This is a genomic window from Gluconacetobacter takamatsuzukensis (assembly GCF_014174275.1).
GTDB lineage: Bacteria > Pseudomonadota > Alphaproteobacteria > Acetobacterales > Acetobacteraceae > Gluconacetobacter > Gluconacetobacter takamatsuzukensis.
Genome location: NZ_JABEQK010000001.1, coordinates 21,294 through 45,409 on the forward strand (window position 1 = coordinate 21,294; position 24,116 = coordinate 45,409).

Here is a 24,116-nt window from a genome sequence, read left to right on the forward strand (position 1 = left end):
CCCTCAATTCGGTCATTCATAGTTCGTCGGGGACAGTCGAAAAGCAGACGTCAGGAAATTTATACTCTTCAGTCTGGCATTTCATTAACCAACATGGGTTTACTTTAATGATATAATAAATTCTCTAATTTCATTGTGATGGTTACGCATATTAATTTATCTACTGAATGCTATAGGAAGGGTCTGGACCAACAACCAACAAGCCAGGAGAACTTCGATAAACCCGGTGGGATGCCGTGCTGAGTTTGAGGATGATCCGCGAAAATCCAACTTCTCCCTTTTCAGACCATGGAGTTGATGAGATTGGACCCGATTTATATGCGGGTCCATAAAGAAAGCTATCGAACTCGCGGCCAACGCCCTCTCCATAACGCTTTTGTATTTCCTCTCTAAGGGCTGCAAACGAGCTAAATTGACGATCTAGACGACCGCTTTGGACCTCAGTCTGTGTAAAAAGCCCCAATAAATCTTTTGTCACACTAGGGGATCGACGACTGCTACTGCTCAGAGATCCACGCAAGATAAGACGAAGGGGATCATTTGGCTGAATAACAGCGAGTTTCGACCAAGGTGCTCCGTCTGACGCGTCAAAGATATCGACCCGACTTTCAAGCTGTGATGCAGTGGAGTCCGTTTCTACAATGCTATCCATCACTATGGCTGGAGAACCGCCTGTGTTGATAATCACAGCATGTGCTGAAAATTTAATCGAAAAAGCTAAATAATTTCCAATGATCATGCCACTTAGTGTTACTGGAGCATCACGATCTACGTCAGTCAGAATGACTAGGTTCTCATCTGACCGTTGGAGAGTGTCCAGCGCAGCTTTAGCGCTAAGACGCGCGGATAACGCTTGATCTTTGGAAAAATATGAAGACCAAACTGTTGCAGCAGCGGCGGCAACGGATATGACCGCAGCGACAGCTGCAATTTTGTCGGATGTTTTCAATGTCAACATCGATTTGAAAGTTGCTTTCGTTTTCCGCACAAAATTGCAGAAAAAATCGGATATTTTTTTCATTATCAATTTGCTCATTTATGCAAAACCTGGGGTAATGTCTAGTAAAGGGTTGCCACTCGCCCTGAAGGTGGATAATTCCTGACCAGAGCTTTTCCTCTTTCCGGCATAATAGCCTATTCGCTCAATAGATTTGAAACAGACAGACCGCTCTCCTTCCCCTGAACCGCCTGTCTGCTCAACGTGGGCGGTGCAGGCAGGCAGCAGTCGCCTTCATGTCAGTCATCAGTAGCATTTCGTTCACGTGTAAAAGCGGAAATTGAACCGCCAGACAGATTGGCGATGCAAAGCAAAATAATTCTATAACTTCCAAATTAAAATTATTAAAATATGTAATTTAAAATTACTCTAAAATTTGTTCTTAAATTAACTGAAAAACATCATTTGCGACACGCGTTTGATCAATGGCAATACGGCGACTGCGCGTTGCGAACCTGAAGGTACCGGTTACGTGTAGTAAAGAACCATGAAAAAGCCCAGCCGAATTATAAATGTGATGCAACACTCTATCGACTGATGATCCGGACGATTTCGAGCAAATCACAATGATATCTAAATTAGGCAGTGAACTGAAATATGTCAGATTCCTATCAATTAATGAGCCCGTATCGCCAGCACTTGCGATGCCCACTTGATACACGACGCCACTTTTAATGCAGGTTCCTACCGCGACAAAATCACCTGTCGGCGGAATTCCGGATGGAACTCCAACTGGAATTGTAGGAGAGTGTCCGATGTATGTAAAACCCGTCAGATGCGTTGACGCAAACTCTCGTGCCGATCCAGTTTTATGAGAATTTGTTGAGCCCTTTAGAGACTGTTTGGAAAATCACGAGTGAGCATTTCTGCGCATGAGATTGGCGCCCATGGCGACGAAGATCATGGCTTGTGACACGTCGACGCGGCGCTCGTAATCACGCACGAGCCGCCGCCAGCGGGTCATCCAGCCGAAAGTCCTCTCGACCACCCAGCGTCGCGGCAGCACCTCGAAACCCTTTGCTCCGTCGCGACGGCGGATGATCTCGACGATGAAATCCAGATAAATCGCCTTGTCCATCAACTTCAGGCGGTCATAGGCGCCATCGGCGAACAGATGCTTCACCCATGGCCAACGCTTGCGGATCGCATCCAGGATCATCTGGGCGCCGGCACTGTCGGAGACGTCGGCCGGGGTCAGGTTGACCATCAGGAGGCGCCCGTCCGTATCGACGGCAATATGGCGCTTGCGTCCGACGATCTTCTTGCCGGCATCGTAACCCCTTGTCTTTGCATGAGGCGCCTTGATGCTCTGGCTGTCGATCACCGCCGCTGTCGGACTGGCCTCGCGGCCTGCTTGCTCCCGGTCGAGCATCAGTTCAACGTCATGGATGGTCTGGAACAGGAACCGTCGCGCCAGTTCCCGGAACCAGCCATAGACCGTGCGCCAATGCCCGAAATGGATCGGCAGCATGCGCCAACCGCAGCCTGAACGAACAAGATAGCGCACCGCATTGATCACCTCACGGAATTCGACCTCTCGTGGGCGGCCACGACGCCCAGGACTTGGCATCAACGGCGCGATCCGCTTCCATTCCTCGTCTGTCATGTCAGACGGGTAGCGTTTCGTCTTACGGGTGATCCTGGCCATACGGCCCCTCTGCTCTGGCGTCCACATCCAGAGCTTGAATCACATCAGACCGATTTCCCAAACAGGCTCTTATAAGAATTATTTTTGTCACTGTTTATTCCTCTCTCCATAAGAAAACAATATATCAAAATCACATTCTACTTGAAGATCAAACGCACGTAGAAAGCAACACACCGAATGGTGTGCTGCTTTCTCCTTTGCCGACATTCGGCTCACCCCCCATAGCGGGCACCAAGCCGGGGCGTTGGACGACTACCATTCGGCAATTCCGCTTTCCCATTCGTTTATGGCCATGATGCTGCGGTGGCTGGTAAGCGCCTCTCGTCGTCAATGACCGTCACGCGGGAGGGAGGATTGCCTGACCAATTCCAGAAGACGAGATTTCTGTCATTTTCTATCGCTCCCGGGGCAAAGCTTGGGACGATAATGCCAGCCATCCCGCCGGTTATGAGCGCCTTTGCCAGTTCCCATGACGGCGGCGTCTTGCCTTGGTCGGCAAGGTCTTCCCAGGGACAGGCGAGGGCGAAAGAGGAGAAACCAGGATTATCAAGATTGGACGGGTCGGTCAGATCGAGGACAGGCTCGCTATCGACATCATAGGCACAGATGGTCAAAGGCTGTGGCTTGAATGGAAAACCCTGCTGGGCTTCGAGCCAAGCTGTCTCCATCCGAAGTGAGGTGTAAAGGGCAGGTGTGCCGACCGGATTGAACCGACCTCCATGGAGCGCCGCACCATCGCCTGATAATGGGGTGAAAGACCAGCGGGGATTATGAGCCCGGAATACCCGGCCGGTAAACCTCACACGTAACCGCCGATCGCAATCCGATCCAAGTAGCGCCGGACGGCATCGGCGCGTCCCTCTCGGACGAGCGCCTCGGCAGTCTGATCACCGAAGGAGGGCAAGGGTTGTGATCGGTACCAGGCAAAAGCCTGCTGGGCTGAACCGGCCCATGGCCGGACGCGATTGAGGATCTCGACCATGTCTCGCAGCCTCGCCTGGGTGGCGGGACGGCCAAGGCGGGCGCTTTTGGAGACGGCGTCACGTGACAGGCCCAGCGTGGCGGCCAGTTCACTCCTCGTGATATGCAGCATATTGCTCAGCCGTTCCGCCGCGATCAGCCCTGATGGATCGAAGGCGTCGGCGAGGAATGTGGTCTCGGACATGACGGCGTGCCTCATATATTGACCATGATATGGGATCATATATGAGGCGGAATGCCTATGACAAGGATTCCAGTTGGATATGCCCATGCGCTTTGGCATGGTGACTCTGTCATGCAGCGAGACGGGGTATCTCACGGTCTACCAATCGCAAGTATCGTTGGTTGTCTTCCCCCGCAACCATATATTCCGTTTGAAAACAACCACTAGGCCGCCAAAAAGGGCGGCCTTTTGTCGTTCCGGTCCTCCACCAAACCCGGTCATAGGGCGGAGCCCGATTTGCATTGTGCCGCTCCCGAATGGCTGCGGTCCCCGCCTCATGTGGTCGCGGCGTTTAGGTATCGGGGGCGTCCGGTGCGTCTTGTGGTAGGGTGCCGGGATGGATGATGCATCTGCTGGCGGAACGACCGCTGTTACACGCTGTCGCTGGGCGCAGACGGACCCGTTGCTGCGGACCTATCACGACCAGGAATGGGGCGTGCCGGTGCGCGATAGCCGGATGTTGTGGGAAATGCTGTGCCTGGAGGGTTTTCAGGCGGGTCTGTCGTGGCTGATGGTGCTGCGTCGGCGGGAGGGGTTCCGCCGTGCGTTCGCGGGGTTCGATCCGGCGCGCGTCGCGCGGTTCGATGCCGGGGATGTGGAGCGGTTGATGGCGGACCCCGGTATTATCCGGGCGCGCGCCAAGATCGAGGCGACGATCGGCAATGCGCGGGCCTATCTGGCCATGATGGAGCGCGGAGAGGATTTCGCCGCCTTTGCCTGGGGCATGGTGCCGGATGCGCCCGTCCGGAACATGACCGGCGCGGTGCTGGCGCAGTCGCCGCTGTCGCAGGCCATGGCGAAAGCCCTACGGGCGCGGGGATTCCGGTTTGTCGGGCCGGTGATCGTCTATGCGTGGATGCAGGCTGTCGGCATGATCGACGATCATGATCCTGCGTGTTTTCGCCATGGGCGGCAGGCCGGGGGCTGAGCGGGGGAGAGCTGAACGGGCAGGGCGTTGCGCACCCGGTGCCGGATCCGGTATTGGTGTCATGAATTCTGTTGTATATGGCAGGGATTTTTTAAAATCTCTTTTCGCATTCCGCGAGGAAGGGGACGAGAGCGGGGTTCAGGTTGCCCGGTTGCCACGCGACGACATGATTGACGATGGGGGCATTGTCCAGGTCGCGGAAGATGGTGCCGGCGACATTCACCTTGCGGATTCCCTGCGGGACCAGGGCGATGCCCAGCCCCTGTGCGACCAGGTTGACGATTGTATGCTGAAGCTGGGTTTCCAGCCGGATCGTCGGCTCGAAACCGCCTGAGCGGCAATATTGGACGATGGCTTCGCGCAGCATCGTCGAGACTTCGACCGGTGCCGCGATCAGGGGCTCGCCTTCCAGGTCCCTGGCCGCGATCAGGGGGCACAGGGCGAGCGGATGGTCCGCGGGCACCGCCACGCAGAGGGGTTCGCTCAGGATTATGCTGGTCTGGAGCCCGCGAATGAAGCCGGGGTCGAACATGATCCCCGCGTCGAAACGGCCGGCCAGGATATCGGCGGCCAGCGAGCCGGGAACGACCTCGCGCAGCGTGGTGTGGACCATGGGGTAATTGGCCACATAACGGCGCACCAGGCCCGGGATGACCGTGTAGGTCGCGTACATCATGAAGCCGATCGAGAGTTCGCCCAACTGGCCGCGTTCCGCAAGCTGGGCGTTGAGGCAGGCTTGGTCGAACGCCGCCAGGACGGCCTTTGCATCATCCAGGAAGCGCCGCCCGGCACGGGTCAGCGTGGCATGGCGCGAATGACGTTCGAGCAGGCGGACGCCCAGTTCCTTTTCCAGGGCCGCGATCTGGCGGCTGAGGGGGGGCTGGCTGAGATGCAGGCGCTCGGCCGCGCGACCGAAATGCAGCGTTTCGGCCAGCACGACGAAATAGCGCATCTGTCGAATGTCGATCATGGCAGGGCATCCGCACGCGAAGGACTGGGAGGCTGCGTGGGGAGCCTCGGTGGCGCGGCCCGAACGGACCGTTTCCGTTATGGTATCAGGGGAGGGGAGCCGTCTGGAACAGCGTTACGCGCAGGCCGCCATGCGGGATCGGCGCGGTGTTGGGGAGGAACGGCAGCCCGGTGGCGTGGGCCAGGTGGGATTCGGTGGTGACGAGGCCCACCCGCCAGCCGGTGAAATGGTCGGCCAATGTGCGGCCGAGGGCACGGTAGAGCGGGAGCAGCGCCTTCTTGTCCCCGATGCGGGTGCCGTAGGGCGGATTGACGATGACCAGTCCCGGCGTTTCGCAAGGGGGGCGGATGTCGCTGATCGGGGTCTGCTGGAAATGCGTGTAATCGGTGACGCCGGCGCGTTCGGCGTTCGCGAGGCTCATGGCGATGGCTCCGGCATCGCGGTCGCTGCCGTAATAGCGGGCTGCCGGGACCCGCATGCTTCGGGCCTCGCGCATCTTCTGCCAGGCGGCTTCGTCGAAATTGGCCAGGAGTTCGAAGGCGAAATGGCGGGAGCGGCCGGGATTGAGGCGAGCCGCGATCTCTGCGGCCTCGATCACGAACGTGCCCGAGCCGCACATCGGGTCGAAGACCGGCTCGTTGCCATCATAGCCGCATTGCAGCAGGAACAGCGAGGCCATGGTTTCGCGCATCGGGGCCCGGTTGACGGCCTGTTTGTGGCCCCGCCGGTGCAGCAATTCGCCCGAACTGTCGATGCTGATCGTGCAGAGATCATGGTCGATCCGCACCCGGATAATGAGGGCGGCATCGGGCGCGCAGGGGGCGCCGACCGTCTTGCGGATGGCATTCTCGATCCGCTCGGCGGCGGCCCCGGCGTGATAGATGCGCGAGCCGGTGCAGGAGGCCTCGACCCGGAAGGGGATATCGGGGCGCAGGACGCTGGCCCACGGCACCAGCCGCGCGCGGTGGTCGAGCTGGGCGAGATGGATGACGCGGAAGGTGTCGATCCGCGCCAGAATGCGATTGGCCCCCCGGACCCACAGATTCGCCCGATAGACTTCCGGCCAGCCGCCCCGGATGACGACGCCGCCGGCAACGGCGCGCGGCTGCCTGAAGCCCTTCAGGCGTATTTCGCCACACAGCGCGTCTTCCTGGCCCGGTGCGGTGGCGAGGAAGATCTCGAAATCCCGGTCTTGAATCATCCGGCCTGCATGGCAGGAAGCCGGCGTCACAGCAACTGGCACGCCGCCGGCCCGCGGGCGGCAGGGGTTTTGGGACGACGATTCCTGAAAGAATCGGCGGCAATGGGTGAATTTTCTTTCATGAGGAACGGATCGCCATAATTTATCATCGATCCTGTCATAAGGTCAGCCATAACAGGCAAGAATCAGACAGTCAGAAGCACGCATGGCGCAAGACAAAAACCTATTTTCCGAAAGCCGTTACAGTGCTCTCGACCTTGTCCCGGATATGATCTGTGTCTGTGGGCGCGATGGTAGCCATGAATATTTCAACAGGGCCTGGCGGGAATATGGGACGGCGGGCTTTGCTTCGTCCGGATGGGTGGAGTCGGTTCTTCCGGCCGATCGGCGGCGGGTCGAGCAGGAGATGCGCGATGGGCTGCGGGCGGGGGAGGCGTGCGAGACTGAGCTGCGGCTTCTGCATCCGGGCGATGGGGCGCGCTGGTTTCTGCTGCGGGCGCGGCCGCTGCCCGGCGGAGCGGAGGGCGGGGGCGGCTGGCTGTACAGCCTGATGGACATCAATGCCCGGAAGCGCCGGGAACTGGCGCTTCTGCGGGATATCAGGATGCAGGCGGAAATGCTCAATGTCAGCGTCGACTGCATCAAGCTCGTCCGGCCGGACGGCACGCTGTCGCATATGAACAGGGCGGGTTGCCTGGCGCTGGACGTTGCCGAGGAGTCTGGCTTCGGCATGGACTGGCTATGCCTGCTTCCGAAGGAATCGCATCAGGCGGGACGGCAGGCGCTGCTGAAGGCGCGGCAGGGGGAGAATGCGCGTTTCCTCGGGGTGAGCCAGTTGCCGGGCCAGAATCCGCGCTATTGGGACAATATGCTGACGCCGCTGAAAAATGCGGATGAGAGTGTGGAGGCCATTCTCTGCGTGTCGCGCGACGTGACCGTGCAGCGTGCCAGCGACCGCCGGATCGCGTCGCTGCTGCATGAATTGACGCATCGGTCGAAGAACATGCTCGCGGTGGTCCAGGCCCTGATCCGGCGGACCGTGCCGGACCCGCAGGCGCCGTTCGTGTCCGTTCTCGGCCAGCGGATCGCCGCGATCGCGCGCAACCAGGATCTTCTGATCAACGGGGAGTGGTCGGGCATCACGATCGAAAAGCTGCTGGCCTCGCAGACCGCGGTGATCGGCGACGTGAACCAGGAACGCATGCTGCTGCACGGGGAGGGCGGGTTGCGCCTTCTGCCCGAAACGGCGGAGCGGATCGGGCTTGCGATCTATGAGCTGACGACCAATGCCATCAAATACGGCGCGTTGTCGAACGAGAGTGGGACGGTGACGATAAGCTGGGCGGTGCGGGAGCGGGAGGGGGGTGCCGGCTTTCGGCTGGTCTGGGAGGAAAGCGGCGGCCCCCCGGTGCAGGCGCCCGCCGCCCAAGGGTTTGGGACCGCGGTGATCGAGCGGAATCCGCTCGCCGTCCTGGGGGCGTCGGTCATCTATCGCTATGCGCCGGCCGGGGTGACGTGGACGTTCGATGCCCCGGTTTCCAGCATCATGGACCGGACGGAGCCGGGGAAGGGGACGCCAGCGGACATCGACGCGGCTGCCGTATCGTAGGCGCCCGTCCCCGCCGCCCCTTGCTGCGTCGCCCGCATGGACTGAAGCGGGGGAATGTTTTATGCTTTGCGGAATATTGTCTGGCCGAGAGTGATCCATTGAAAAGACAGGCGGGGACCGCCAAAGCGCCTCGTATCGTGGACGTGAAGTCACAATCCGAGGGGTTTCGGGCCAACCGTGCGGCACGGCGCAATGTGCTGGTCGAGGATTATGTCGAGCTGATCGCCGATTTGCTCGACGAGGGGATGGAAGCGCGGCAGGTGGATATCGCCGCGCGGCTCGGCGTTTCGCAGCCCACGGTGGCGAAGATGCTGGCCCGGCTGGCCAATGAGGGGCTGGTGACGCAGAAGCCCTATCGCGGCGTGTTCCTGACCCAGGCGGGCGCATCGCTGGCGACGGATGTGCGGCGGCGCCATGGAATCGTCGAGGCCTTTCTGACCGCGCTGGGGATCAGCACCGAAAATGTGCGCATCGATGCCGAAGGGATCGAGCATTATGCCAGCGAGGAGACGCTTGCCGCCTTCGAGCGCGCGCTGAATGCCGGGCTCCAGTCCTTCATGGCGGCGGATGGCGTGAAACAGGGCGGGTAGGATGCTGCTGCGCGAGGGAAACGCCAGGACGTTTGTCATGGACCGGCGGCTGGGCTGTTCGCTGGCGGCGGTCGCCGGTGGGGTGAACGCGGCGGGCTTTCTCGCTGTCGGCTATTACTCGGCCAACATGACGGGCAATCTTTCCAGCCTGTCGATGGACCTGCGGGCGGCGGACCTGTCGGCCGCGCTGTCCTGCCTGGGGCTGATCGGCGCCTTCGTGGCCGGAGCGGTGCTGTCGGCCTGTCTGGTCAATGCGGGCCGGCATCGGCAGCATCGGGCCATCTATGCCTACAGCATTCTGCTGGAGGCGGTGCTGCTGGCCCTGCTGGGGGCGCTGGATATCGGGCTGCGGGCGGGGCCGCGTGGGCCTGTGCTGGCCTATGGGCTGAGTTTTCTGATGGGATTGCAGAATGCGACGGTCACGCGCATTTCCGGCGCGAGGGTGCGTACGACGCACATGACCGGCATGCTGACCGATTTCGGGATCGAGCTTGCGGATTGGCTGGATGCCGTGCGCCGGCCGGGCGATGCGGAGCGGATGGCGCAGGTTCGCCAGCGGCTGGCGCTGCATGGCGGGATCGTCCTGTCCTTTGCCTGCGGCGGGGCGGTGGGGGCATTGGCCTATGGCTGGTGGCGGGCGGGCGCCCTGCTGGGGCTGGCGCCGATCCTGGTCTGGCTGGCTCTGCCGGGGGCGCTGGCCGATGTGCGGGCGCGGCCCGTGCCGCCGGCAGGGCCCGTTCCCTGACATGCCGGCAGGTTTCATCCCCGAGGACCATGCGGTGCTGGCCCATTATATCAGCGACCATGGCGATATCTGGATCAGCGAGGATGTGCGGACCGAAAGCCGTATCTACTGGCAGGGGCGCTGCTGCCAGAGCGAGAGCGATGCCGACGGGGTGAGCTATGCGCCCTATGTCCATGCGCTGTTCGGCTTCCTGTTGCAGAGCCTGGCGGGCACCCGGCCCGACGAGCCGGTGCTGGTGATCGGCTGCGGCGGCGGGTCGCTGGCCACGATGCTGGACCGGGCGGAGCGGGCGGTCGAACTGGTGGATGTGAATCCGCTGGCCTTTCCCATCGCCCGCCAGCATTTCGGACTGCCGTCGTGGATTCCGTGCCATCTGACCGATGGGGCGGCGTATCTGCGCGCGCTGCCCGCAACCCGGCGTTTCGGCGCGATCGTCGTCGATGCCTTTCAGGGGGACGTCGTGCCCGGGCATCTGCTGGGCGCGGGGTTTCTGTCCGACGTCGCATACCGTCTGGCGGAGGATGGGTTTCTGGCGATGAACCTGTTCGAGGGGCCCGGGCGGCCGGACATGGCCGCGCATGCCACTGTTACCGCCGGACGCGCGGTGGCGCCCTGGGGCGAGGTGCGCCTGTTCGAGGAGGCGGAGGGGCGGGAGGGCAATGTCGTGCTGCTGGCGGGTGCCGTGGCCGGCCTGGACGCGCCCGGCCTGCTGCTGCCGCCACGAACGATGATCGCCGAGACGCGCGGGTCGCTGGAGCGGATGCGCTTTCGGCCGGTCGACGTGACAGTGTGACCGGCGCGACCCCTCAGGGCCGCGCCCGGCGTGTGTTTTCGAGCGCCGAAGCGCAGGAAATGCGCGCCGGATCGGCCCCGGCGCGCGTTTACAGGCAGGTTTTCAGGATTTGATGGTCGAGGCGCGGTAGATCTTCTCGACCGCCTTGGCCAGGGTCGCGTCGAATTCGGCGTCGGTCATGGAGACCTTCAGTTCGCCGAGCAGGGCGCGGGAGAAGCTGGCGATCATGCCGTGGTTGGCGGCCAGGCGCGTGCAGGCATCGTCCAGCGTGTAGCCGCCGGACAGGGCCACGACGCGCTGCACGCGCGGGTGGCGGACCAGGTCGAGATACAGGTCCGGCGTTTCCGGGATCGTCAGCTTCAGCATCACCTGATAGTCGCCGGGCAGGGCGTCCAGGCCGCGTGCCAGCTCGTCGCGCAGGATCGCCTCGGCGGCGGCCTTCTGCGGGCTCTTGATCAGGACTTCCGGCTCCAGGATCGGCACCAGCCCGTGGGCGGCGATCTGGCGGGCCAGGTCGAACTGCTGCGCCGCGACGGCGGCGATGCCCTCGGGGTTTGCCAGGCCGATGACCGAGCGCTCCTTGGTGCCGTAGATGCCCAGCTTCACGGCGCGGGCCAGCAGCGGGTCCAGGCCCGGAATCGGCTTCATCAGCCGTACGCCGTCCACTTCCTCCTCCAGCCCCTTGTCGACCTTGAGGAAGGGGACAACGCCGCGATCTTCCCACAGATAGGCGGGAACCGGCTTGTCGCCGACCAGCCCGTCCATCGTGCGCTCGAACAGGATGGCGGCGATGATCTTCTCGCCCGTGAAGGAGGGTGCCGTGATGATGCGCACCCGCATCTCATGCATCAGGCGGAACATCTCGTCGTCGCCATGATAGGCGCTTTCGGGGATGCCGTAGTGGCTCAGGGCGCCGGGCGTGGAGCCCCCGCTCTGGTCCAGGGCTGCGATAAAACCAGGCTTGGCAGAGAGTTGTGACTTCATGCTCTCGATCGACATGATTATGTTTCCCCCGCTTGGTGCAGATGCGTGTCCGGGCCCTCGCCCAGGACCGGCGGTTGCGAAACCAGCCCCCAGGCGATGGCCCGTTTCTGGAGATTGCCGGGTTTGCCGTCAATGGTGAAGGGGATACCCGGCGGGACGGCTGTGCAAACGGCTTTTCAGTCGCCGTCGGCCGGCAGGTCGGGGATCGTCGCGTCGACCAGGGCACTGTAATATTCGCGGTCGCGGTGGGCCCTGACATAGGCCGGCGTGATCCGGCCCACCCGTGCGCGGGTGCGGACGGACGCGTACCAGTGGACCACGCATGTCCGGGGCAGAAGAATATCCCCGGCCCTTGCCCGCCGGTTGGTGCGGAAGAGATGTTCCGAGATTTCGGGGGGCATGGGATAGAACACGGACGGATCGTGGATGGTCAGGTCGCCCGTGCCGTCCTGTTCCACGACCCGTTGCAGCAGGTGGGGGCCCAGCGCGTAGGGTTGCAGCCGCTGTTCGGGCGAGAGGGCCAGCATGGCGCGCAGGCAGGCGCGCAGCCACGGTGCGCCGGGGGGCGCCCCCAGCACCGCGTTGTTCAGCCCGAGCGGATAGAGGCCTTCGACCCGTCGGAAGCCCTTCCAGCCGCCGGGGCACTTGCGGAATGCCTGGCGGAGCAGCGACAGGCCGATATGCTTGGCCCGCAGCAGCGGCGAGCGCGAGGTGCGGACATGGGGCGGCCAGACGATGCGTTCGGTGCCGACGAAGGGACCGGATTCCAGCAGCGGGCGCAGCGACGCGGTGGTGATGGTATCCATGTCCAGATACACCCCGCCGTCGCGGTAGAGGATCGCGGTGCGCAGGATATCGGCGCGCTGGACCGGGGTGCGTACGCCCTCATACAGCGCGACCAGGCTGCCAGGCGGCAGGTCGGCGGCCTGTTCCACCGCCGGCAGGTCGCGTTGCGGGTCGACGCGGGACAGGATGACGCCGGGCGCGCGTTCCAGCGCGCGTTTCTGCGGGCCATCTTCGAGCGGATCGGTGTGATGGAGGATGACCGCGTCCATTCCACCGGTCGCCGCGGCCGAGAGGACGGCGAAGACATAGGCCCAGGGCAGGCGCGGGCCGATCCAGCAGAAATGGATGCGGGCGGGAATGGTCATGGTATCCGGCTTTCCGTCGCGCGGGGAGAAGGGCGGCCGGCCCGGGTCGGGAGGCCGGTCATCACGATGCCCGGTTTCGAAACTATCGGCATCGCCGTCAAGTGCGCGCCCTTTCGCTTTGTCGTTGCCCGACGGTAGAGTGCCGCCCGCCTCCGGGCTCGGTGGGCCATGCGCGCAGGCGGCCATCCGACGCGTGTTTCCTGCGCTCCGGTGCGCGCGGCCGTCAAGGCCGCGCTGATCCGCTGTGCATGGGCACATGCCGGCCGCGCCCCTGCGGGCCCGCTTGCCGGCGCGCCTTTCCTGTCGGGCCTTGGGCGGCCCATGCGATCGAGAGAGCCCCGCCATTGCGTGAAATCGTCATCTTCCGCCAGAACCAGTTCCGGGTTTCCGAGGTTTTTATCGCCCAGCAGGCCCAGGCCCTGCGCCGGTATGCGCCGCTCTACATGGGGCGCATGCGCTTCGGGGCCGGGCCGGAGGGCGCGCGTGCGCTGCTGTTGCGTGACCTCTGGCAGCATGCCGCGTGGCCCCGGATGGTGGCGCAGATGGCCACGCGCGACCCCGCCCCCTATCTGCGCCTGCTGGGGAAGCGCCGGCCGGCGCTGGTCCATGCCCATTTCGGGGTCGATGGCGTCTATGCCATGGAGGTGGCGCGGCGGCTGGACGTGCCGCTGGTCACGACGTTCCATGGGTTCGACGTGACGCTGTCGGATCGGCGTTTCCTGTGCTCGCCCGCCTGGGCGAACTATCCGCTGCATCGGCGCGCGCTGGCGCGGCGCGGGCAGTTGTTCCTGTGCAATTCGCATTTTCTGCGCGACCAGGCGCTGGCGCACGGTTTTCCGGCCGGGCGGACGCATGTGCATTATATCGGCGTTGATTGCAGCGCATACCAGCCGCGCGCGCAGGCGGACGAGACGCCGGTCATCCTGCATGTCGCCCGGCTGGTGGAGATGAAGGGCACGGAATACCTGCTGCGGGCCTTTGCGCGGGTGGCGGACCGCCATCCGGGGCTGCGCCTGGCGATTATCGGGGACGGGCCGCTGCGCGGGCGGCTGGAAGCGCTGGCCGGCGCGCTGGGGGTGGGTGCGCGGGTACTGTTTCTGGGCGCGCGGCCGCATGCGGTGGTCATGGAATGGATGCGGCGGGCGATGATGCTGGTGCTGCCCAGCGTGTTGACCGCCAGCGGGCGCGTCGAGGGGCTGGGGATGGTGATGCTGGAGGCGGCGGCCTGCGGCGTGCCGGTAGTGGCCTCGCGCGTCGGCGGCATCCCCGAGGGGGTGGCTGAGGGGCGCAGCGGGCTGGTCGTGCCGCCCCGGGACGTGGAGGCCCTGGCCGACGCCATGGACAGGCTGGCGGGCGACGCGGCGATGCGGGCGGCGATGGGGCATGCCGGACGGGCCTTCGTCGTCGAGCGATTCGACCTGCGGCGGCAGACGGAAATGCTGGAATGCCGGTACGACGCGTTGCTGCAGGCCCATGGCGGGGTGGATTCCCCCTAGTCCGGGCTATCGCGCATCGCGGGCGGTCCCTATGATGCGCCCCCTTTGCCGGCTTTCGCCGGTTCCTCGGACGATATGGCAACGATGAACGATATTCCCCTGGCCCGCCGCATCAGTAACCTGGGTGCGGGGGTGCGGTTCGCGGCCAAGGCCATTGCCACGCGCTATACGCCGCTGCTGGCGCAGGTGGTGGTGACCCGCCGCTGCAACCTGGCCTGCGGCTATTGCAATGAATTCGACGATTTCTCGGCGCCGGTTCCCTTCGAGGACCTCAAGGCGCGGGTGGATCATCTGGCGAAGCTGGGCACGGCCTCGATCACCTTTACCGGTGGCGAGCCGCTGCTGCATCCGGACCTGGACCGGATCGTGCGCGTGGCCCGCGATCACGGCATGATCGTGACCACCATCACCAACGGCTTCCGCCTGTCGCGCGCCTGGATCGACCGGCTGAACGCGGCGGGGTTGCAGGGGATGCAGGTCAGCATCGACAATATCACCCCCGACGATATTTCAATGAAGAGCCTGTCTTCGGTCGAGGGGCGGCTGGCGCTGCTGTCCAAGCATGCGCAGTTCAAGGTCAACGTCAATTCGGTGCTGGGCGTGACCGGCGAACGGACGCAGGACGTGGTGACGATTGCCGAGACGGCGGCGCGCTATGGATTGCAGCACTCGGTGGGGGTGCTGCACGATCACACCGGCGGGCTGAAGGCGCTGAGCGACGAGCAGATGAAGGCCTATCGCCGGGTGACGGAAATCTCGCCCTCGCTGGTCCATACGCTGAACTACCGGCTGTTCCAGAAGAACCTGATGCATGGGAAGCCGAACGACTGGAAGTGCCGGGCCGGGGCGCGCTACCTGTATGTGACCGAGGACGGCAGGGTGCACTGGTGTTCGCAGCAGCGCGGTTATCCGGCGGTGCCGTTGCTGGAATACGGTCCCGAGGACCTGAAGCGCGAATATCATACCGAGAAATCGTGCAGCCCGACCTGCACCCTGAGCTGCGTGCACCAGATGAGCATGTTCGACCGCTATCGGGGCGCCCAGCATCCCACCGACCCGATGCCCCTGCCCGCCGAAGCCTGAGAAGCGACGCAAGGCTCGGCACCCCCCGATCATGCGGTAACGATTGGGTTTCCAAGGGGCGACTGCCCTTTGGTGGGTCAAGGGCAAAGCCCTTGCCTGTATTACAGACGCCGCAGCCGCAGGAACGGCACGACGCGCGTGGACAGGATCAGGGCCTCGACCAGCAGGGTGGCGAGGCCGGCGCCGTTGACGCTCCACACGCGTGCCAGCCCGTACAGCACCGGCAGGCAGAACGTGGTGGCGGCGATGCGGCCGGTGAGCAGGCGGTGGGCGTAGCCCAGCGAGACCAGGAACGGTTCGAGCGGGACGTCCCACAGGTCGAGGATCGCGGCCGAGGTCAGCAGCATCAGCAGGGCCAGATTGTCGGTCCGGACTGCCAGCAGAGTCTGGAACACCCAGGGGCCGATTGTGGCCGCGACCAGCAGGGCGAGGACGGAGAAGAGGCCCAGGGCCTGGAAGATGCGGAACATGACGCGGCGCATCCCTGCCCGGTCGCCCTGGTCGCGCAGGCGGATCAGCTCGGGATACAGGGCCGGGGTGAGCAGTTGCGCGGGCTGGGCCAGGGCGTCGCAGACATGCCAGGTGACGCTGTAGACCGCCGCCGCCGCCGGGCTGGTGGCGGCGCCCACCAGCAGCACGGTGACGCGGGAGGTCAGGGCCGCGAGTGCCTGGTTGCCGCTGGTGGACAGGGTGAGGCGCCAGATGCCCGGAAAGCCCGTGTGCCAGACCGGGCCCGCCAGCCGGAAACCCTGGAGGCTGGGCGTATGCCGGATGGCCCGCCATGCCATGCTGCAATTGGCGGTGAAGGACATGACGGTGCCCAGATACCAGACCACCATGAAGCCGCCCAGGTGCCAGTGCAGGCCCATGCCCAGCAGGGTGCCGACCAGGCGGGTGGAATTGATCGCGAGGTCGGCCAGGGCGGATTGCCGGAAGCGGTCGGTCAGGCGCAGCACGCCCAGCGCCCAGCATGTGTTCATGAACAGGACCGAGCTCATGTAGACCAGTGCCGGCCCCTGGGCGCTGGCGGGCCAGCCGAAGACCCGGCCGAAGGTCATGATCGCGGCCACGGCCAGGATCGTGCCGGCCACGGCCCCGAGCGCGTCCAGCATCATGCAGTGGCGCAGCAGGGCCTGGAAGCGGGGCTGCTCGCCGCGCCCGAACAGCGTGTTGCCGAAATGGAGCAGGGGCTGCCAGGACTGGAAGCGCGTGCCGACCGAGAAGGACGAGGCGCAGGCGTGCATCAGCAGCAGCGTGCCGTAGCCCTCCAGCCCCAGCGCGCGGACCACCAGCGCGGTGGTGAGGAAGCCGAGCACGCCGGCCATGCCCTTGCCGCCGAGCAGGTAGCCGGTATTGCGGAAGATGCGGGCGACCAGCCCGGGTGTGGGGGAAGACACTAACGATCGGTCAGGCGGAATTCGATGCGCCGGTTGCGGGCATAGGCCGCCTGGGTGTCGTGACTGTCCAGCGGCTGGAAATCGGCGAAGCCGGTCGCGGCCAGGTGCTGGGGGCTGATGCCTTCCGCGATCAGCAGCTTGACCACGGTGATGGCGCGGGCCGACGACAGTTCCCAGTTGCTGGCGAAGGCGCTGTGGATCGGCTGGCGGTCGGCATGGCCGTCGACGCGCATGATCCAGGGGATCGAGGCCGGGATCTGTCCCGAGACCTGGCGGAACGTGTGGGCCAGGGTACGGATCTCGCTCACGCCCTTGGGCGACAGTTCGGCGCTGCCGGGGGGGAACAGGACCTCGCTCTGGAACACGAAGCGGTCGCCCACGACCTGCACGCCCTCCTGGTTCTTGAGGATGTCGCGCAGGCGGCCGAAGAATTCGGACCGGTAGCGCTGGAGCTGTTCGACCTTGTCGGTCAGCGCCACGTTGAGCTTCAGGCCCAGATCGTCGATCTTGTGGTCGCGGTCGTGGACCTGCTGCTGCGAGATGTCGAGCATCGTCATCGCCGCGCCGAGCTGCCGGCGCAGTTCGTCGAGCTGCGCGCCGAGGGCCGCGACCTGCTGCTGGCTGGCCTGGGTCACGCTGTCGCGCTCGGCCGCGAGCTGGGAGACCTGGGCCGTCAGAGACGAGGCCATGGCTACGTCCTTGTCGTGCGCGGAGCGGAGCGAGGCGACCGAGAGCTGGAGCGTGTGGGCGCGGTCGTGCTCCAGCGCCAGCATGTCGTTCAGCTTGCTGACCTGCTGCGTCAGCTGTTCCATCGCCTGCTGGCGCTTGGCCAGCACCACGGACAGGAAGGCCTGCCCCAGCACGAAGACCAGCAGGACGAAAATGACGACCATCAGCAGGGTGGACAATGCGTCCACATAGCCCGGCCAGGCGTCCAGGCCGGCATGGGTCTGGCGGCGGCGGCGTGCCATGGCGTTTACCTCGCGATCCCGGGGGCGGTCAGGGCGCGCGCGCGCCGGCGGGCGCGGACGCGGCGATGGTGCGCGTCAGCAGGCGCAGGTCGCCGCGGATGTCGGCGGCGATCTGCGTACGGCCCTGTTCCATGTCCGACAGGATGCGGGTCAACTGGGTCTCGATACCCCGGAGCTGCTGCTGGCCCGAATCCTCGACCATGCGCTGCATCAGCACGTGGCTGGCGCGCATCGTCTCGGTCATCACGCCGATCCGGTCGTTCATGCTGGCCAGCAGGGTCTGCTGCTGGTGGCGCCCTTCCTCGCCGCGGGCGATCAGGGCCTGGAGTTTTTCCAGGTTCTCGGCCGTCTGCTCCAGCAGGGCCTGGACGTAGACGGGGATGCCGGCGTCGGCGCCGTCGCCGGTGCCGATGGTGGAGCCGATGCGGGTCAGGCCGGCCAGCCATTCCTCCAGCTCGTTGAAGAACCGGTTCTGGGCCTGGCCCGCCGTGAGGTCGAGGAAGCCCAGCACCAGGGCGCTCGCCAGGCCGAACATCGAACCCGAGAACGCGGTGCCCATGCCGTGCAGCGGCTTGGCCAGGCCGGTCTTCAGCTGGTCGAACATCATGTTCAGGTCGCCCGAGCCGACCGACAGGCTGCCGATCACGTCGGCGATCGAGCCCACCGTGAGCAGCAGGCCGTAGAACGTGCCCAGCAGGCCCAGGAAGATCAGCAGCCCGGTCATGTAGCGCGACAGTTCCCGGCCCTCGTCCAGGCGCGAGGACAGGCTGTCGAGCATCGACTGCATCGCGGGGGTGGAGAGGACCAGCCGGTCGGCGCGGTTGCGGGTGGCCAGCATCGACGCCATCGGCGCCAGCAGGCGCGGCGGGGTGGGCTGGGCCAGGCCGTCGCGCGGCTGGCGCAGGGTTTCCACCCACCGGACCTCGGGGATCAGCCGCAGTACCATGCGGATGTTCCACAGGATGCCGAAGGCGAGGATCGCCAGGATCAGCCCGTCCAGGATCGGATTGTTGAAGAAGGCCGCATACAGCATGCGCCCGAGGGCGCCGGCCACCAGCACGACGGCGGTGAGGAAGAGGACGATACGCAGAAGATATGTGGTCGGCTGGGTCACGGTGCGGAACGCGGCTCCGAAGGGGCGGGGGAAGGCGGGGACGCCGAGGCGACCATATCCGACCGGGTCACGTCAACATGATCCGGAGGCGTTCCATTTGCGGTGTCCGGGCTTTTCGTCGCGCCGGGGGCGGGCACGCCGATCGCGCGGACATAGATCCGCGTCGTGGCGACGCCGGCATGGATGAGGATCGAGCGGATCGCCAGGCCGCGCGTCAGCGACAGGCGTCGGGGGGTGGAGACGTCGTCGGCCGCGCCGGAGGCCGTCGCGTCGATTTCGGCCCGGGCATACGGCACCTGGAGCAGGGCGGTGGCGAAGCCCTTCACCCGGTCGATCATGGCCGCGTTCATGTCCGCGCTGCCGGCCGCGAAGGTCAGGCGCACGCCGCGGGGCAGGTCGACGGCGGCGCCGACGGCGTCGGCCTTCGCCGGGACCTCCGGCGGGAGGGTGGGCGGATGGAGCGGGACATCGACCACGGGGGGACGGATGACCGGCGGGGGCGGAGGCGCGGTGGGGATGGTCGCGGCAGGCACGGGGCGCGTCGGGGCCGCCTTGGGCGCGTCGGCGGCAGGGGCCGCCGGCTTGTCGGCGGTGGGCCGGGCCGGCGTGGCGGGTTTGGGAGTGGCGTGGTCCGGGTGGGGTTTCGGCGCGGGCCTGGCCGCCGGCAGGGCCGAGAGCGCGCTGTCGTCGGTCGTGACCTGCGCGTGGGCCGGAGCGAACGCAAGCCCGCCCAGCACGGACAGCGCCGCCAGCAGGGCGCGGGACGCGGCCGGGCGGCGGGGGGTGGCGTGCGGAGGAGGTGCGAGGCGGATATCTGGCATGATCAGGGGCAGCCTAGACCAGATCGCACCCGGGTCGAAGGGACGGGGTGCGAGGATGCAGCAACGCTGGTGGGGCGTCCGGACCGGTTTCGCCCGGGAGCCCCGGGGCGGCTCAGGGCCGCGCGACCAGGCTTTCGGCCACCAGTTCGCGCAGCTTTGCATGGAGCTGGGCATTGCCGGCCACGACATTGACCGAGTCGCCCATGTCGTGGAGGTCGGCACCGTCGGGGTCGGTGGCGTAGCCGCCGGCCTCGCGCACCAGCAGCAGGCCGGCGGCGCAGTCCCACGGTTTCAGCCCCAGTTCCCAGAAGCCCTCGTAGCGGCCGGCGGCCACCCAGGCCAGGTCCAGCGCCGCCGCGCCGAAGCGGCGGATGCCCGCGACCTGCGGCATCAGCGCGCCCAGCGTGCGGGCGAAGGGCAGGCGGCGCTGCGCCGGGACCTTGGCGAAGGGAATGCCGGTGGCGAACAGGGCCTCGTGCATGTCGCGGCGGGCCGAGACGCGGATGCGGCGTTCGTTGAGGAACGCGCCCACGCCTTTTTCGGCCCAGAACAGCTCGTTGGCCGCCGGGTTGTAGACCAGGGCCGCCGCCAGTTCGATCGTGCCGTCGGGCAGGCGGCGCTGGAGAGCGATCGAGATCGCCCAGTGCGGGATGCCGTGCAGGAAGTTGGTGGTGCCGTCCAGCGGATCGACGATCCAGCGCCAGGTCCAGTTGTCGCTGCCCGAGGCGCCGCTTTCTTCCATCAGGAAGGCGTAGCCGGGGCGCGCGCGCTCCAGCTCCTCGCGGATCGCGGCTTCGGCGCGCAGGTCAGCCTGGGAGACGAAATCGCCCGGGCCCTTGATGCTGACCTGGAGCTGCTCGACTTCGTTGAAGTCGCGCAGCAGGCGCCGCGCGGCTTTCTGCGCCGCGTTCTGCATCACCGTCATATGGGGAGAGAGTCGCATGGCCACGGCGGTCGATCCTGTCTGGCTAAAGCGGTTTCGGGGGGATGCGCGGGGGCCTCAGCCCTTCGCGCGTTCCACGTAGCTGGCGTCTTCGGTGCGGACGACGATGCGTTCGCCGGCTTCGATGAACGGCGGCACCATGGTCTTGACGCCGTTCGACAGCTTCGCCGGCTTGTAGGACGAGCTGGCGGTCTGGCCCTTCACGACCGGATCGGCCTCGACGATTTCCAGCGTCACCTGGGCGGGAAGCTGCACACCCACCGGGTCGCCCTCGACCAGGTTGACCACCAGGGTCATATTGTCCTGGAGGAACGGTGCCTGGTCGCCCAGCAGGTCCAGCGGGATCAGCGTCTGCTCGAACGTCTCGGGGTCCATCAGCACGACATTGTCGCCGTCCATGTAGGAATAGGTATATTCCTTTTCCTCGGTCATCAGACGTTCGACGGTGTCGGCGGTGCGCCAGCGCTCGTTGGTCTTGTTGCCGGTCTTGAGGTCGCGCATCTCCACCTGGATGAAGGCGCCGCCCTTGCCGGGGGTGATGATCTGCTGCTTCAGGACGGTCCAGCGACGGCCTTCGTGCTCGATGACCTGTCCGGCACGGATCAGGTTCGCCTGCTGTTTCATTGTGGGCCCTGTCTGACTATGGGGTATGGAAGGCGGGCTTCTAACGCTCTCGGGCGCCGAGGGCAAGGTTGGGGGCGGATTCCGAGGCGAGTTTGTGGCGCCCGCCCGCCGGATCGCGCACCGTCGGCCCGTCTTCCCCGGCTTCCAGATAGTCCGGGCCCAGCGGTACCTTGCCATGGCCGCCCGGGATGTCGAGCGTGTAGGTGGGCCAGGCCAGGCCCGTCACCCGGCCGCGCAGCCCCGCCAGCAGGCGCCGGCCCTCGGCGATCGGCACGTGGAAACGCGCCGTGCCGGGGGCGGGGTCGAGTTGGTGGAGGTAGTAGGGCTTCACCCTGGCCTCGACCATCGCGCGGAACAGCCCCTCCAGCGCCGCGACGCTGTCATTGACGCCGCGCAGCAGGACCGACTGGCCCAGGACCGGGATCGCGCGGGCCTGGATACGGCGCAGGGCCGCGCGGGCCGCCGGGGTGAATTCGCGCGCATGGTTGGCGTGCATGACCACCCACATGGCGCGGTCGGTCTGCATCGCATCGGCCAGTTCGTCGGTGATGCGGGCGGGGTCGGCCACCGGCACGCGGCTGTGGATGCGGATGGTCGTGACATGGGGCATCGCCTCCAGCGCCCGGACGATGGCGCCCAGGCGGCGGGGGGAGAGCATCAGCGGGTCGCCGCCGGTCAGGATCACCTCGCGGATCGCGGGGTGGTCGCGCAGCCAGTCCAGCGCGCGGGCCAGGGCGGCGTCGTCCAGCACGCCGCCATCGGGGCCGACATGTTCGCGCCGGAAGCAGAAGCGGCAATAGAGCGGGCAGACCAGCAGGGGCTTGAGCAGCGCGCGGTCGGCATAGCGGTGGACGATGCCGGGCACCGGGGACAGGGCGTCGTCGCCGATCGGGTCCGCGCGTTCGTGCGCCGCTACCGCCAGTTCGGCTTCGTCGGGGATGACCTGGAGGCCGATCGGATCGTCGGGGCGTTCGATCAGCGCGGCGAAGGCGGGGGGGATGGCGGTGGCGTATTGCCGGGCCACGTCCTCCAGCGCCGGGGCCGCATCCGGAGGCACCAGCCCGGCGGCCACCAGCGCGGGGATGTCGCGCAGCGTCCGGCCCGGCAGGGGGGCGAAATCGTCCTGGGGATGGTTGACCGATCGTGTCATCGGCTGGCTCTACTCGACCGGTCTTCGTCCCGCAACAGGAGTCCTGCATGACCGACGGCGGCGGTTCAGCCCCCTTTTCCGCTCCGGATCGCGACCCCGACCCCGATCGCATCGCCGGCCGGCTGGCGCTGCTGCGGCGGCGGGCGCTGGTGGCGCGGGGGGTGCGGTCCTTCTTCGATGCGCGCGGCTACCTGGAGGTCGAGACGCCCTATGCGGTGCCGACGCCGGGCGAGGAGGTGCATCTGAAGGTGTTCGGGACCCGGCGGCGGCATCATGACGGCACGAGCGAGGCGCTGTTCCTGCATACCAGCCCCGAATTCGCCATGAAGCGGATCGTGGCCGCGACCGGCCTGCCGGTCTTTCAGCTGGCGCGCGTGTGGCGGAACGAGGAGGGCAGCCATCTGCATGCCCCGGAATTCACCATGCTGGAATGGTATCGGCCCGGCGCGTCGCTGTCGGCGCTGATGGACGAGACCGAGGCCCTGATGCGCGCGGTGCTGCCGCCGGTCCTTGCCCCGCCCGGGGGGCTGGGGGATGCCGTGCCGCTGCGGCTGGCCGGGCCGTTCGAACGCCTGACCATGCAGGAGGCCTTTGCCCGCCATGCGGGGGTGGACCTGCTGCCGACCGAGGGGGATGCCCGGGCGCTGGCCGTGGCAGCGGGGTGTGTGCTGCGGGACGGCGAGACGTGGGAGGATCTGTTCTTTCGCCTGCTGATGGAGCGGGTGGAGCCCGCGATCGGCCGGGAGCGGCCGACCTTCCTGACCCATTGGCCGGCCAGCCAGGCGGCGCTGGCGCGGCGCGATCCGGCCGATCCGCGCACCGCTCTGCGCTTCGAGCTTTATGCGGCCGGCATGGAGCTGGCAAATGCGTTCGAGGAGCTGACCGACCCGGTGGAGCAGCGCGCGCGCTTTGCGGAGGATCGTGCCCGGCGGGCGGCGCTGTATGGCGCCGGGGCCGGCGCGGACTGGCCGATGGACGAGGCGCTTCTGGCGGCGCTGGCGCACCTGCCGCCCTGCGCGGGCATAGCACTGGGATTTGATCGGCTGGTCATGTTGGCGGCCGGGACGACCCGCATAAATGACATTTTATGGATGGGCTAAAGCACGGGTGGGTTGAAATATTTGTAATTTCGTCCCCAATTCGTACGTCATGGTCGTTATGCTACGTTAACGTCATGATAAATTCTATCCTGTAGATCGGTAACCGGATCATGAAATACCTCTCGCTCCTACCGCTGGCTGCCCTGCTCGCCCTGACGGCGTGCGAGGTGCCCTCTCCCGAGCAGCGCAAGCAGCTCAATTCGATGGTCGGCCGGGGCGAGGTGGACGTGATCCGCACCTTCGGCGTGCCCACCCGTTCGTACGAGGCGCAGGGCCATACGTTCCTGGCCTATATCGACAGCGAAACCAACTATTCGCCCGGTGCCGGCGGCTGGGGCTGGGGTTGGGGCGGTGGCCCCGGCTGGGGCGGCGGCTGGGGTGGCGGTGGCTGGGGAGGCGGCTGGGGTGGTGGCTGGGGCGGCCCCGGTTGGGGCGGCGGCTGGGGCGGCATGGGCGGCACCGTCTATACCAGCACCTGCCAGACGACCTTCGAGATCATTGCCGGCCGGGTATCGGGCTGGACGATGCGCGGGGACGGATGCTGATCGCCGCCCGCTGAGGCCTGCATGACGACGGGGCGGCGCCGGTCCGCCCCGC

General features: G+C 65.7%; 24 protein-coding genes. 9 read left to right on the top strand and 15 right to left on the bottom strand.

Annotated features, from left to right (window positions below; all coding sequences use genetic code 11):
* Positions 1 to 160: 160 nt before the first annotated feature.
* The 4 genes from HLH27_RS00110 to HLH27_RS00125 all read right to left on the bottom strand — a co-directional run bounded on the left by HLH27_RS00110 (position 161) and on the right by HLH27_RS00125 (position 3,810).
* Positions 161 to 1,036 carry a hypothetical protein gene (locus HLH27_RS00110; protein ID WP_182947093.1) on the bottom strand — a complete coding sequence of 292 codons (876 nt, stop codon included), beginning with the start codon at positions 1,034 to 1,036 and terminating at the stop codon, positions 161 to 163.
* 811 nt (positions 1,037 to 1,847) lie between these two features.
* Entirely contained in the window at positions 1,848 to 2,672 is an 825-nt protein-coding gene (locus HLH27_RS00115; RefSeq protein WP_182947094.1) for an IS5 family transposase, read from the bottom strand.
* 257 nt (positions 2,673 to 2,929) lie between these two features.
* A complete protein-coding gene (locus tag HLH27_RS00120) occupies positions 2,930 to 3,448 on the bottom strand; it encodes an RES domain-containing protein (protein ID WP_182947095.1) in 519 nt (172 codons plus the stop codon).
* Positions 3,445 to 3,810 carry an antitoxin Xre/MbcA/ParS toxin-binding domain-containing protein gene (locus tag HLH27_RS00125; RefSeq protein ID WP_182947096.1) on the bottom strand — a complete coding sequence of 122 codons (366 nt, stop codon included), beginning with the start codon at positions 3,808 to 3,810 and terminating at the stop codon, positions 3,445 to 3,447. Before HLH27_RS00125 ends, HLH27_RS00120 begins: the two co-directional genes overlap by 4 nt.
* 376 nt (positions 3,811 to 4,186) lie before the next feature.
* Here HLH27_RS00125 and HLH27_RS00130 point away from each other — a divergent pair, with 376 nt between their 5' ends.
* Positions 4,187 to 4,777, top strand: a complete 591-nt coding sequence (locus HLH27_RS00130; RefSeq protein ID WP_182947097.1) for a DNA-3-methyladenine glycosylase I — start codon at positions 4,187 to 4,189, stop codon at positions 4,775 to 4,777.
* 91 nt (positions 4,778 to 4,868) lie between these two features.
* Here the strand turns inward: HLH27_RS00130 and HLH27_RS00135 are convergent, their stop codons facing one another.
* Both HLH27_RS00135 and HLH27_RS00140 read right to left on the bottom strand, forming a co-directional pair.
* Positions 4,869 to 5,747 carry a LysR substrate-binding domain-containing protein gene (locus HLH27_RS00135; RefSeq protein WP_182947098.1) on the bottom strand — a complete coding sequence of 293 codons (879 nt, stop codon included), beginning with the start codon at positions 5,745 to 5,747 and terminating at the stop codon, positions 4,869 to 4,871.
* 85 nt (positions 5,748 to 5,832) lie between these two features.
* Positions 5,833 to 6,948 carry a THUMP domain-containing class I SAM-dependent RNA methyltransferase gene (locus HLH27_RS00140; RefSeq protein WP_182947099.1) on the bottom strand — a complete coding sequence of 372 codons (1,116 nt, stop codon included), beginning with the start codon at positions 6,946 to 6,948 and terminating at the stop codon, positions 5,833 to 5,835.
* Positions 6,949 to 7,153: 205 nt separating this feature from the next.
* Here HLH27_RS00140 and HLH27_RS00145 point away from each other — a divergent pair, with 205 nt between their 5' ends.
* The 4 genes from HLH27_RS00145 to HLH27_RS00160 all read left to right on the top strand — a co-directional run bounded on the left by HLH27_RS00145 (position 7,154) and on the right by HLH27_RS00160 (position 10,685).
* Positions 7,154 to 8,557, top strand: coding sequence for a sensor histidine kinase (locus tag HLH27_RS00145; RefSeq protein ID WP_275943875.1), 1,404 nt, complete (start codon positions 7,154 to 7,156; stop codon positions 8,555 to 8,557).
* 98 nt (positions 8,558 to 8,655) lie between these two features.
* On the top strand, positions 8,656 to 9,147 hold the full coding sequence (gene mntR, locus HLH27_RS00150; RefSeq protein WP_182947101.1) for a manganese-binding transcriptional regulator MntR: 492 nt from the start codon (positions 8,656 to 8,658) through the stop codon (positions 9,145 to 9,147).
* Between the two features lies 1 nt (position 9,148).
* Positions 9,149 to 9,892 (top strand): YoaK family protein, encoded by a 744-nt coding sequence (locus HLH27_RS00155; protein ID WP_182947102.1) that lies wholly within the window; start codon positions 9,149 to 9,151, stop codon positions 9,890 to 9,892.
* 1 nt (position 9,893) lies between these two features.
* Complete coding sequence (locus tag HLH27_RS00160) at positions 9,894 to 10,685, top strand: spermidine synthase (protein WP_182947103.1); 792 nt, start codon at positions 9,894 to 9,896, stop codon at positions 10,683 to 10,685.
* A 102-nt stretch (positions 10,686 to 10,787) separates the two neighbouring features.
* Here the strand turns inward: HLH27_RS00160 and HLH27_RS00165 are convergent, their stop codons facing one another.
* Both HLH27_RS00165 and HLH27_RS00170 read right to left on the bottom strand, forming a co-directional pair.
* On the bottom strand, positions 10,788 to 11,684 hold the full coding sequence (locus tag HLH27_RS00165) for a fructose bisphosphate aldolase (RefSeq protein ID WP_182947104.1): 897 nt from the start codon (positions 11,682 to 11,684) through the stop codon (positions 10,788 to 10,790).
* Between the two features lie 161 nt (positions 11,685 to 11,845).
* Positions 11,846 to 12,820 (bottom strand): glycosyltransferase, encoded by a 975-nt coding sequence (locus HLH27_RS00170; protein ID WP_182947105.1) that lies wholly within the window; start codon positions 12,818 to 12,820, stop codon positions 11,846 to 11,848.
* 344 nt (positions 12,821 to 13,164) lie between these two features.
* Between HLH27_RS00170 and HLH27_RS00175 the strand changes: the two genes are divergently transcribed.
* Together HLH27_RS00175 and HLH27_RS00180 are read left to right on the top strand one after the other, a co-directional pair.
* Positions 13,165 to 14,316 (top strand): glycosyltransferase, encoded by a 1,152-nt coding sequence (locus tag HLH27_RS00175; RefSeq protein ID WP_182947106.1) that lies wholly within the window; start codon positions 13,165 to 13,167, stop codon positions 14,314 to 14,316.
* Positions 14,317 to 14,400: 84 nt separating this feature from the next.
* Positions 14,401 to 15,399, top strand: a complete 999-nt coding sequence (locus HLH27_RS00180) for a radical SAM protein (RefSeq protein WP_182947107.1) — start codon at positions 14,401 to 14,403, stop codon at positions 15,397 to 15,399.
* A 101-nt stretch (positions 15,400 to 15,500) separates the two neighbouring features.
* Here the strand turns inward: HLH27_RS00180 and HLH27_RS00185 are convergent, their stop codons facing one another.
* The 7 genes from HLH27_RS00185 to HLH27_RS00215 all read right to left on the bottom strand — a co-directional run bounded on the left by HLH27_RS00185 (position 15,501) and on the right by HLH27_RS00215 (position 22,419).
* Positions 15,501 to 16,796 (bottom strand): polysaccharide biosynthesis protein, encoded by a 1,296-nt coding sequence (locus HLH27_RS00185; RefSeq protein ID WP_182947108.1) that lies wholly within the window; start codon positions 16,794 to 16,796, stop codon positions 15,501 to 15,503.
* On the bottom strand, positions 16,796 to 17,767 hold the full coding sequence (locus HLH27_RS00190; RefSeq protein WP_182947109.1) for a peptidoglycan -binding protein: 972 nt from the start codon (positions 17,765 to 17,767) through the stop codon (positions 16,796 to 16,798). The genes HLH27_RS00185 and HLH27_RS00190 overlap by 1 nt, the downstream gene beginning before the upstream one ends.
* Positions 17,768 to 17,795: 28 nt before the next feature.
* Positions 17,796 to 18,881: a flagellar motor protein MotA gene (locus HLH27_RS00195; RefSeq protein ID WP_182947110.1), complete on the bottom strand. Its 1,086-nt coding sequence runs from the start codon at positions 18,879 to 18,881 to the stop codon at positions 17,796 to 17,798.
* A complete protein-coding gene (locus tag HLH27_RS00200) occupies positions 18,878 to 19,702 on the bottom strand; it encodes an OmpA family protein (protein ID WP_182947111.1) in 825 nt (274 codons plus the stop codon). Before HLH27_RS00200 ends, HLH27_RS00195 begins: the two co-directional genes overlap by 4 nt.
* A gap of 112 nt (positions 19,703 to 19,814) precedes the next feature.
* Complete coding sequence (locus tag HLH27_RS00205) at positions 19,815 to 20,645, bottom strand: inositol monophosphatase family protein (RefSeq protein ID WP_182947112.1); 831 nt, start codon at positions 20,643 to 20,645, stop codon at positions 19,815 to 19,817.
* Positions 20,646 to 20,702: 57 nt separating this feature from the next.
* The gene (gene efp, locus HLH27_RS00210) at positions 20,703 to 21,269 is read right to left on the bottom strand and encodes an elongation factor P (protein WP_182947113.1); all 567 of its coding nucleotides are present in this window, start codon (positions 21,267 to 21,269) and stop codon (positions 20,703 to 20,705) included.
* Positions 21,270 to 21,309: 40 nt separating this feature from the next.
* A complete protein-coding gene (locus tag HLH27_RS00215) occupies positions 21,310 to 22,419 on the bottom strand; it encodes a lysine-2,3-aminomutase-like protein (RefSeq protein ID WP_182947114.1) in 1,110 nt (369 codons plus the stop codon).
* Positions 22,420 to 22,466: 47 nt separating this feature from the next.
* On the opposite strand from HLH27_RS00215, the gene epmA reads away from it, so the two are divergent.
* Together epmA and HLH27_RS00225 are read left to right on the top strand one after the other, a co-directional pair.
* Positions 22,467 to 23,519, top strand: coding sequence for an EF-P lysine aminoacylase EpmA (epmA, locus tag HLH27_RS00220; RefSeq protein ID WP_182947115.1), 1,053 nt, complete (start codon positions 22,467 to 22,469; stop codon positions 23,517 to 23,519).
* A 110-nt stretch (positions 23,520 to 23,629) separates the two neighbouring features.
* Positions 23,630 to 24,064, top strand: a complete 435-nt coding sequence (locus HLH27_RS00225; RefSeq protein ID WP_182947116.1) for a hypothetical protein — start codon at positions 23,630 to 23,632, stop codon at positions 24,062 to 24,064.
* Positions 24,065 to 24,116: the final 52 nt, after the last annotated feature.

Bases quoted from the DNA above. Each gene is read 5' to 3' on its own strand.
- HLH27_RS00165 (WP_182947104.1), bottom strand. From the start codon at position 11,684: ATGTCGATCGAGAGCATGAAGTCACAACTCTCTGCCAAGCCTGGTTTT.
- HLH27_RS00170 (WP_182947105.1), bottom strand. From the start codon at position 12,820: ATGACCATTCCCGCCCGCATCCATTTCTGCTGGATCGGCCCGCGCCTG.
- HLH27_RS00130 (WP_182947097.1), top strand. From the start codon at position 4,187: ATGGATGATGCATCTGCTGGCGGAACGACCGCTGTTACACGCTGTCGC.
- HLH27_RS00125 (WP_182947096.1), bottom strand. From the start codon at position 3,810: ATGTCCGAGACCACATTCCTCGCCGACGCCTTCGATCCATCAGGGCTG.
- HLH27_RS00225 (WP_182947116.1), top strand. From the start codon at position 23,630: ATGAAATACCTCTCGCTCCTACCGCTGGCTGCCCTGCTCGCCCTGACG.
- HLH27_RS00160 (WP_182947103.1), top strand. From the start codon at position 9,894: ATGCCGGCAGGTTTCATCCCCGAGGACCATGCGGTGCTGGCCCATTAT.
- HLH27_RS00135 (WP_182947098.1), bottom strand. From the start codon at position 5,747: ATGATCGACATTCGACAGATGCGCTATTTCGTCGTGCTGGCCGAAACG.
- HLH27_RS00155 (WP_182947102.1), top strand. From the start codon at position 9,149: ATGCTGCTGCGCGAGGGAAACGCCAGGACGTTTGTCATGGACCGGCGG.
- HLH27_RS00205 (WP_182947112.1), bottom strand. From the start codon at position 20,645: ATGCGACTCTCTCCCCATATGACGGTGATGCAGAACGCGGCGCAGAAA.
- HLH27_RS00215 (WP_182947114.1), bottom strand. From the start codon at position 22,419: ATGACACGATCGGTCAACCATCCCCAGGACGATTTCGCCCCCCTGCCG.
- HLH27_RS00190 (WP_182947109.1), bottom strand. From the start codon at position 17,767: ATGGCACGCCGCCGCCGCCAGACCCATGCCGGCCTGGACGCCTGGCCG.
- epmA (WP_182947115.1), top strand. From the start codon at position 22,467: ATGACCGACGGCGGCGGTTCAGCCCCCTTTTCCGCTCCGGATCGCGAC.
- HLH27_RS00115 (WP_182947094.1), bottom strand. From the start codon at position 2,672: ATGTGGACGCCAGAGCAGAGGGGCCGTATGGCCAGGATCACCCGTAAG.
- HLH27_RS00180 (WP_182947107.1), top strand. From the start codon at position 14,401: ATGAACGATATTCCCCTGGCCCGCCGCATCAGTAACCTGGGTGCGGGG.
- HLH27_RS00140 (WP_182947099.1), bottom strand. From the start codon at position 6,948: ATGATTCAAGACCGGGATTTCGAGATCTTCCTCGCCACCGCACCGGGC.
- efp (WP_182947113.1), bottom strand. From the start codon at position 21,269: ATGAAACAGCAGGCGAACCTGATCCGTGCCGGACAGGTCATCGAGCAC.
- HLH27_RS00145 (WP_275943875.1), top strand. From the start codon at position 7,154: ATGGCGCAAGACAAAAACCTATTTTCCGAAAGCCGTTACAGTGCTCTC.
- HLH27_RS00110 (WP_182947093.1), bottom strand. From the start codon at position 1,036: ATGAGCAAATTGATAATGAAAAAAATATCCGATTTTTTCTGCAATTTT.
- HLH27_RS00200 (WP_182947111.1), bottom strand. From the start codon at position 19,702: ATGCCAGATATCCGCCTCGCACCTCCTCCGCACGCCACCCCCCGCCGC.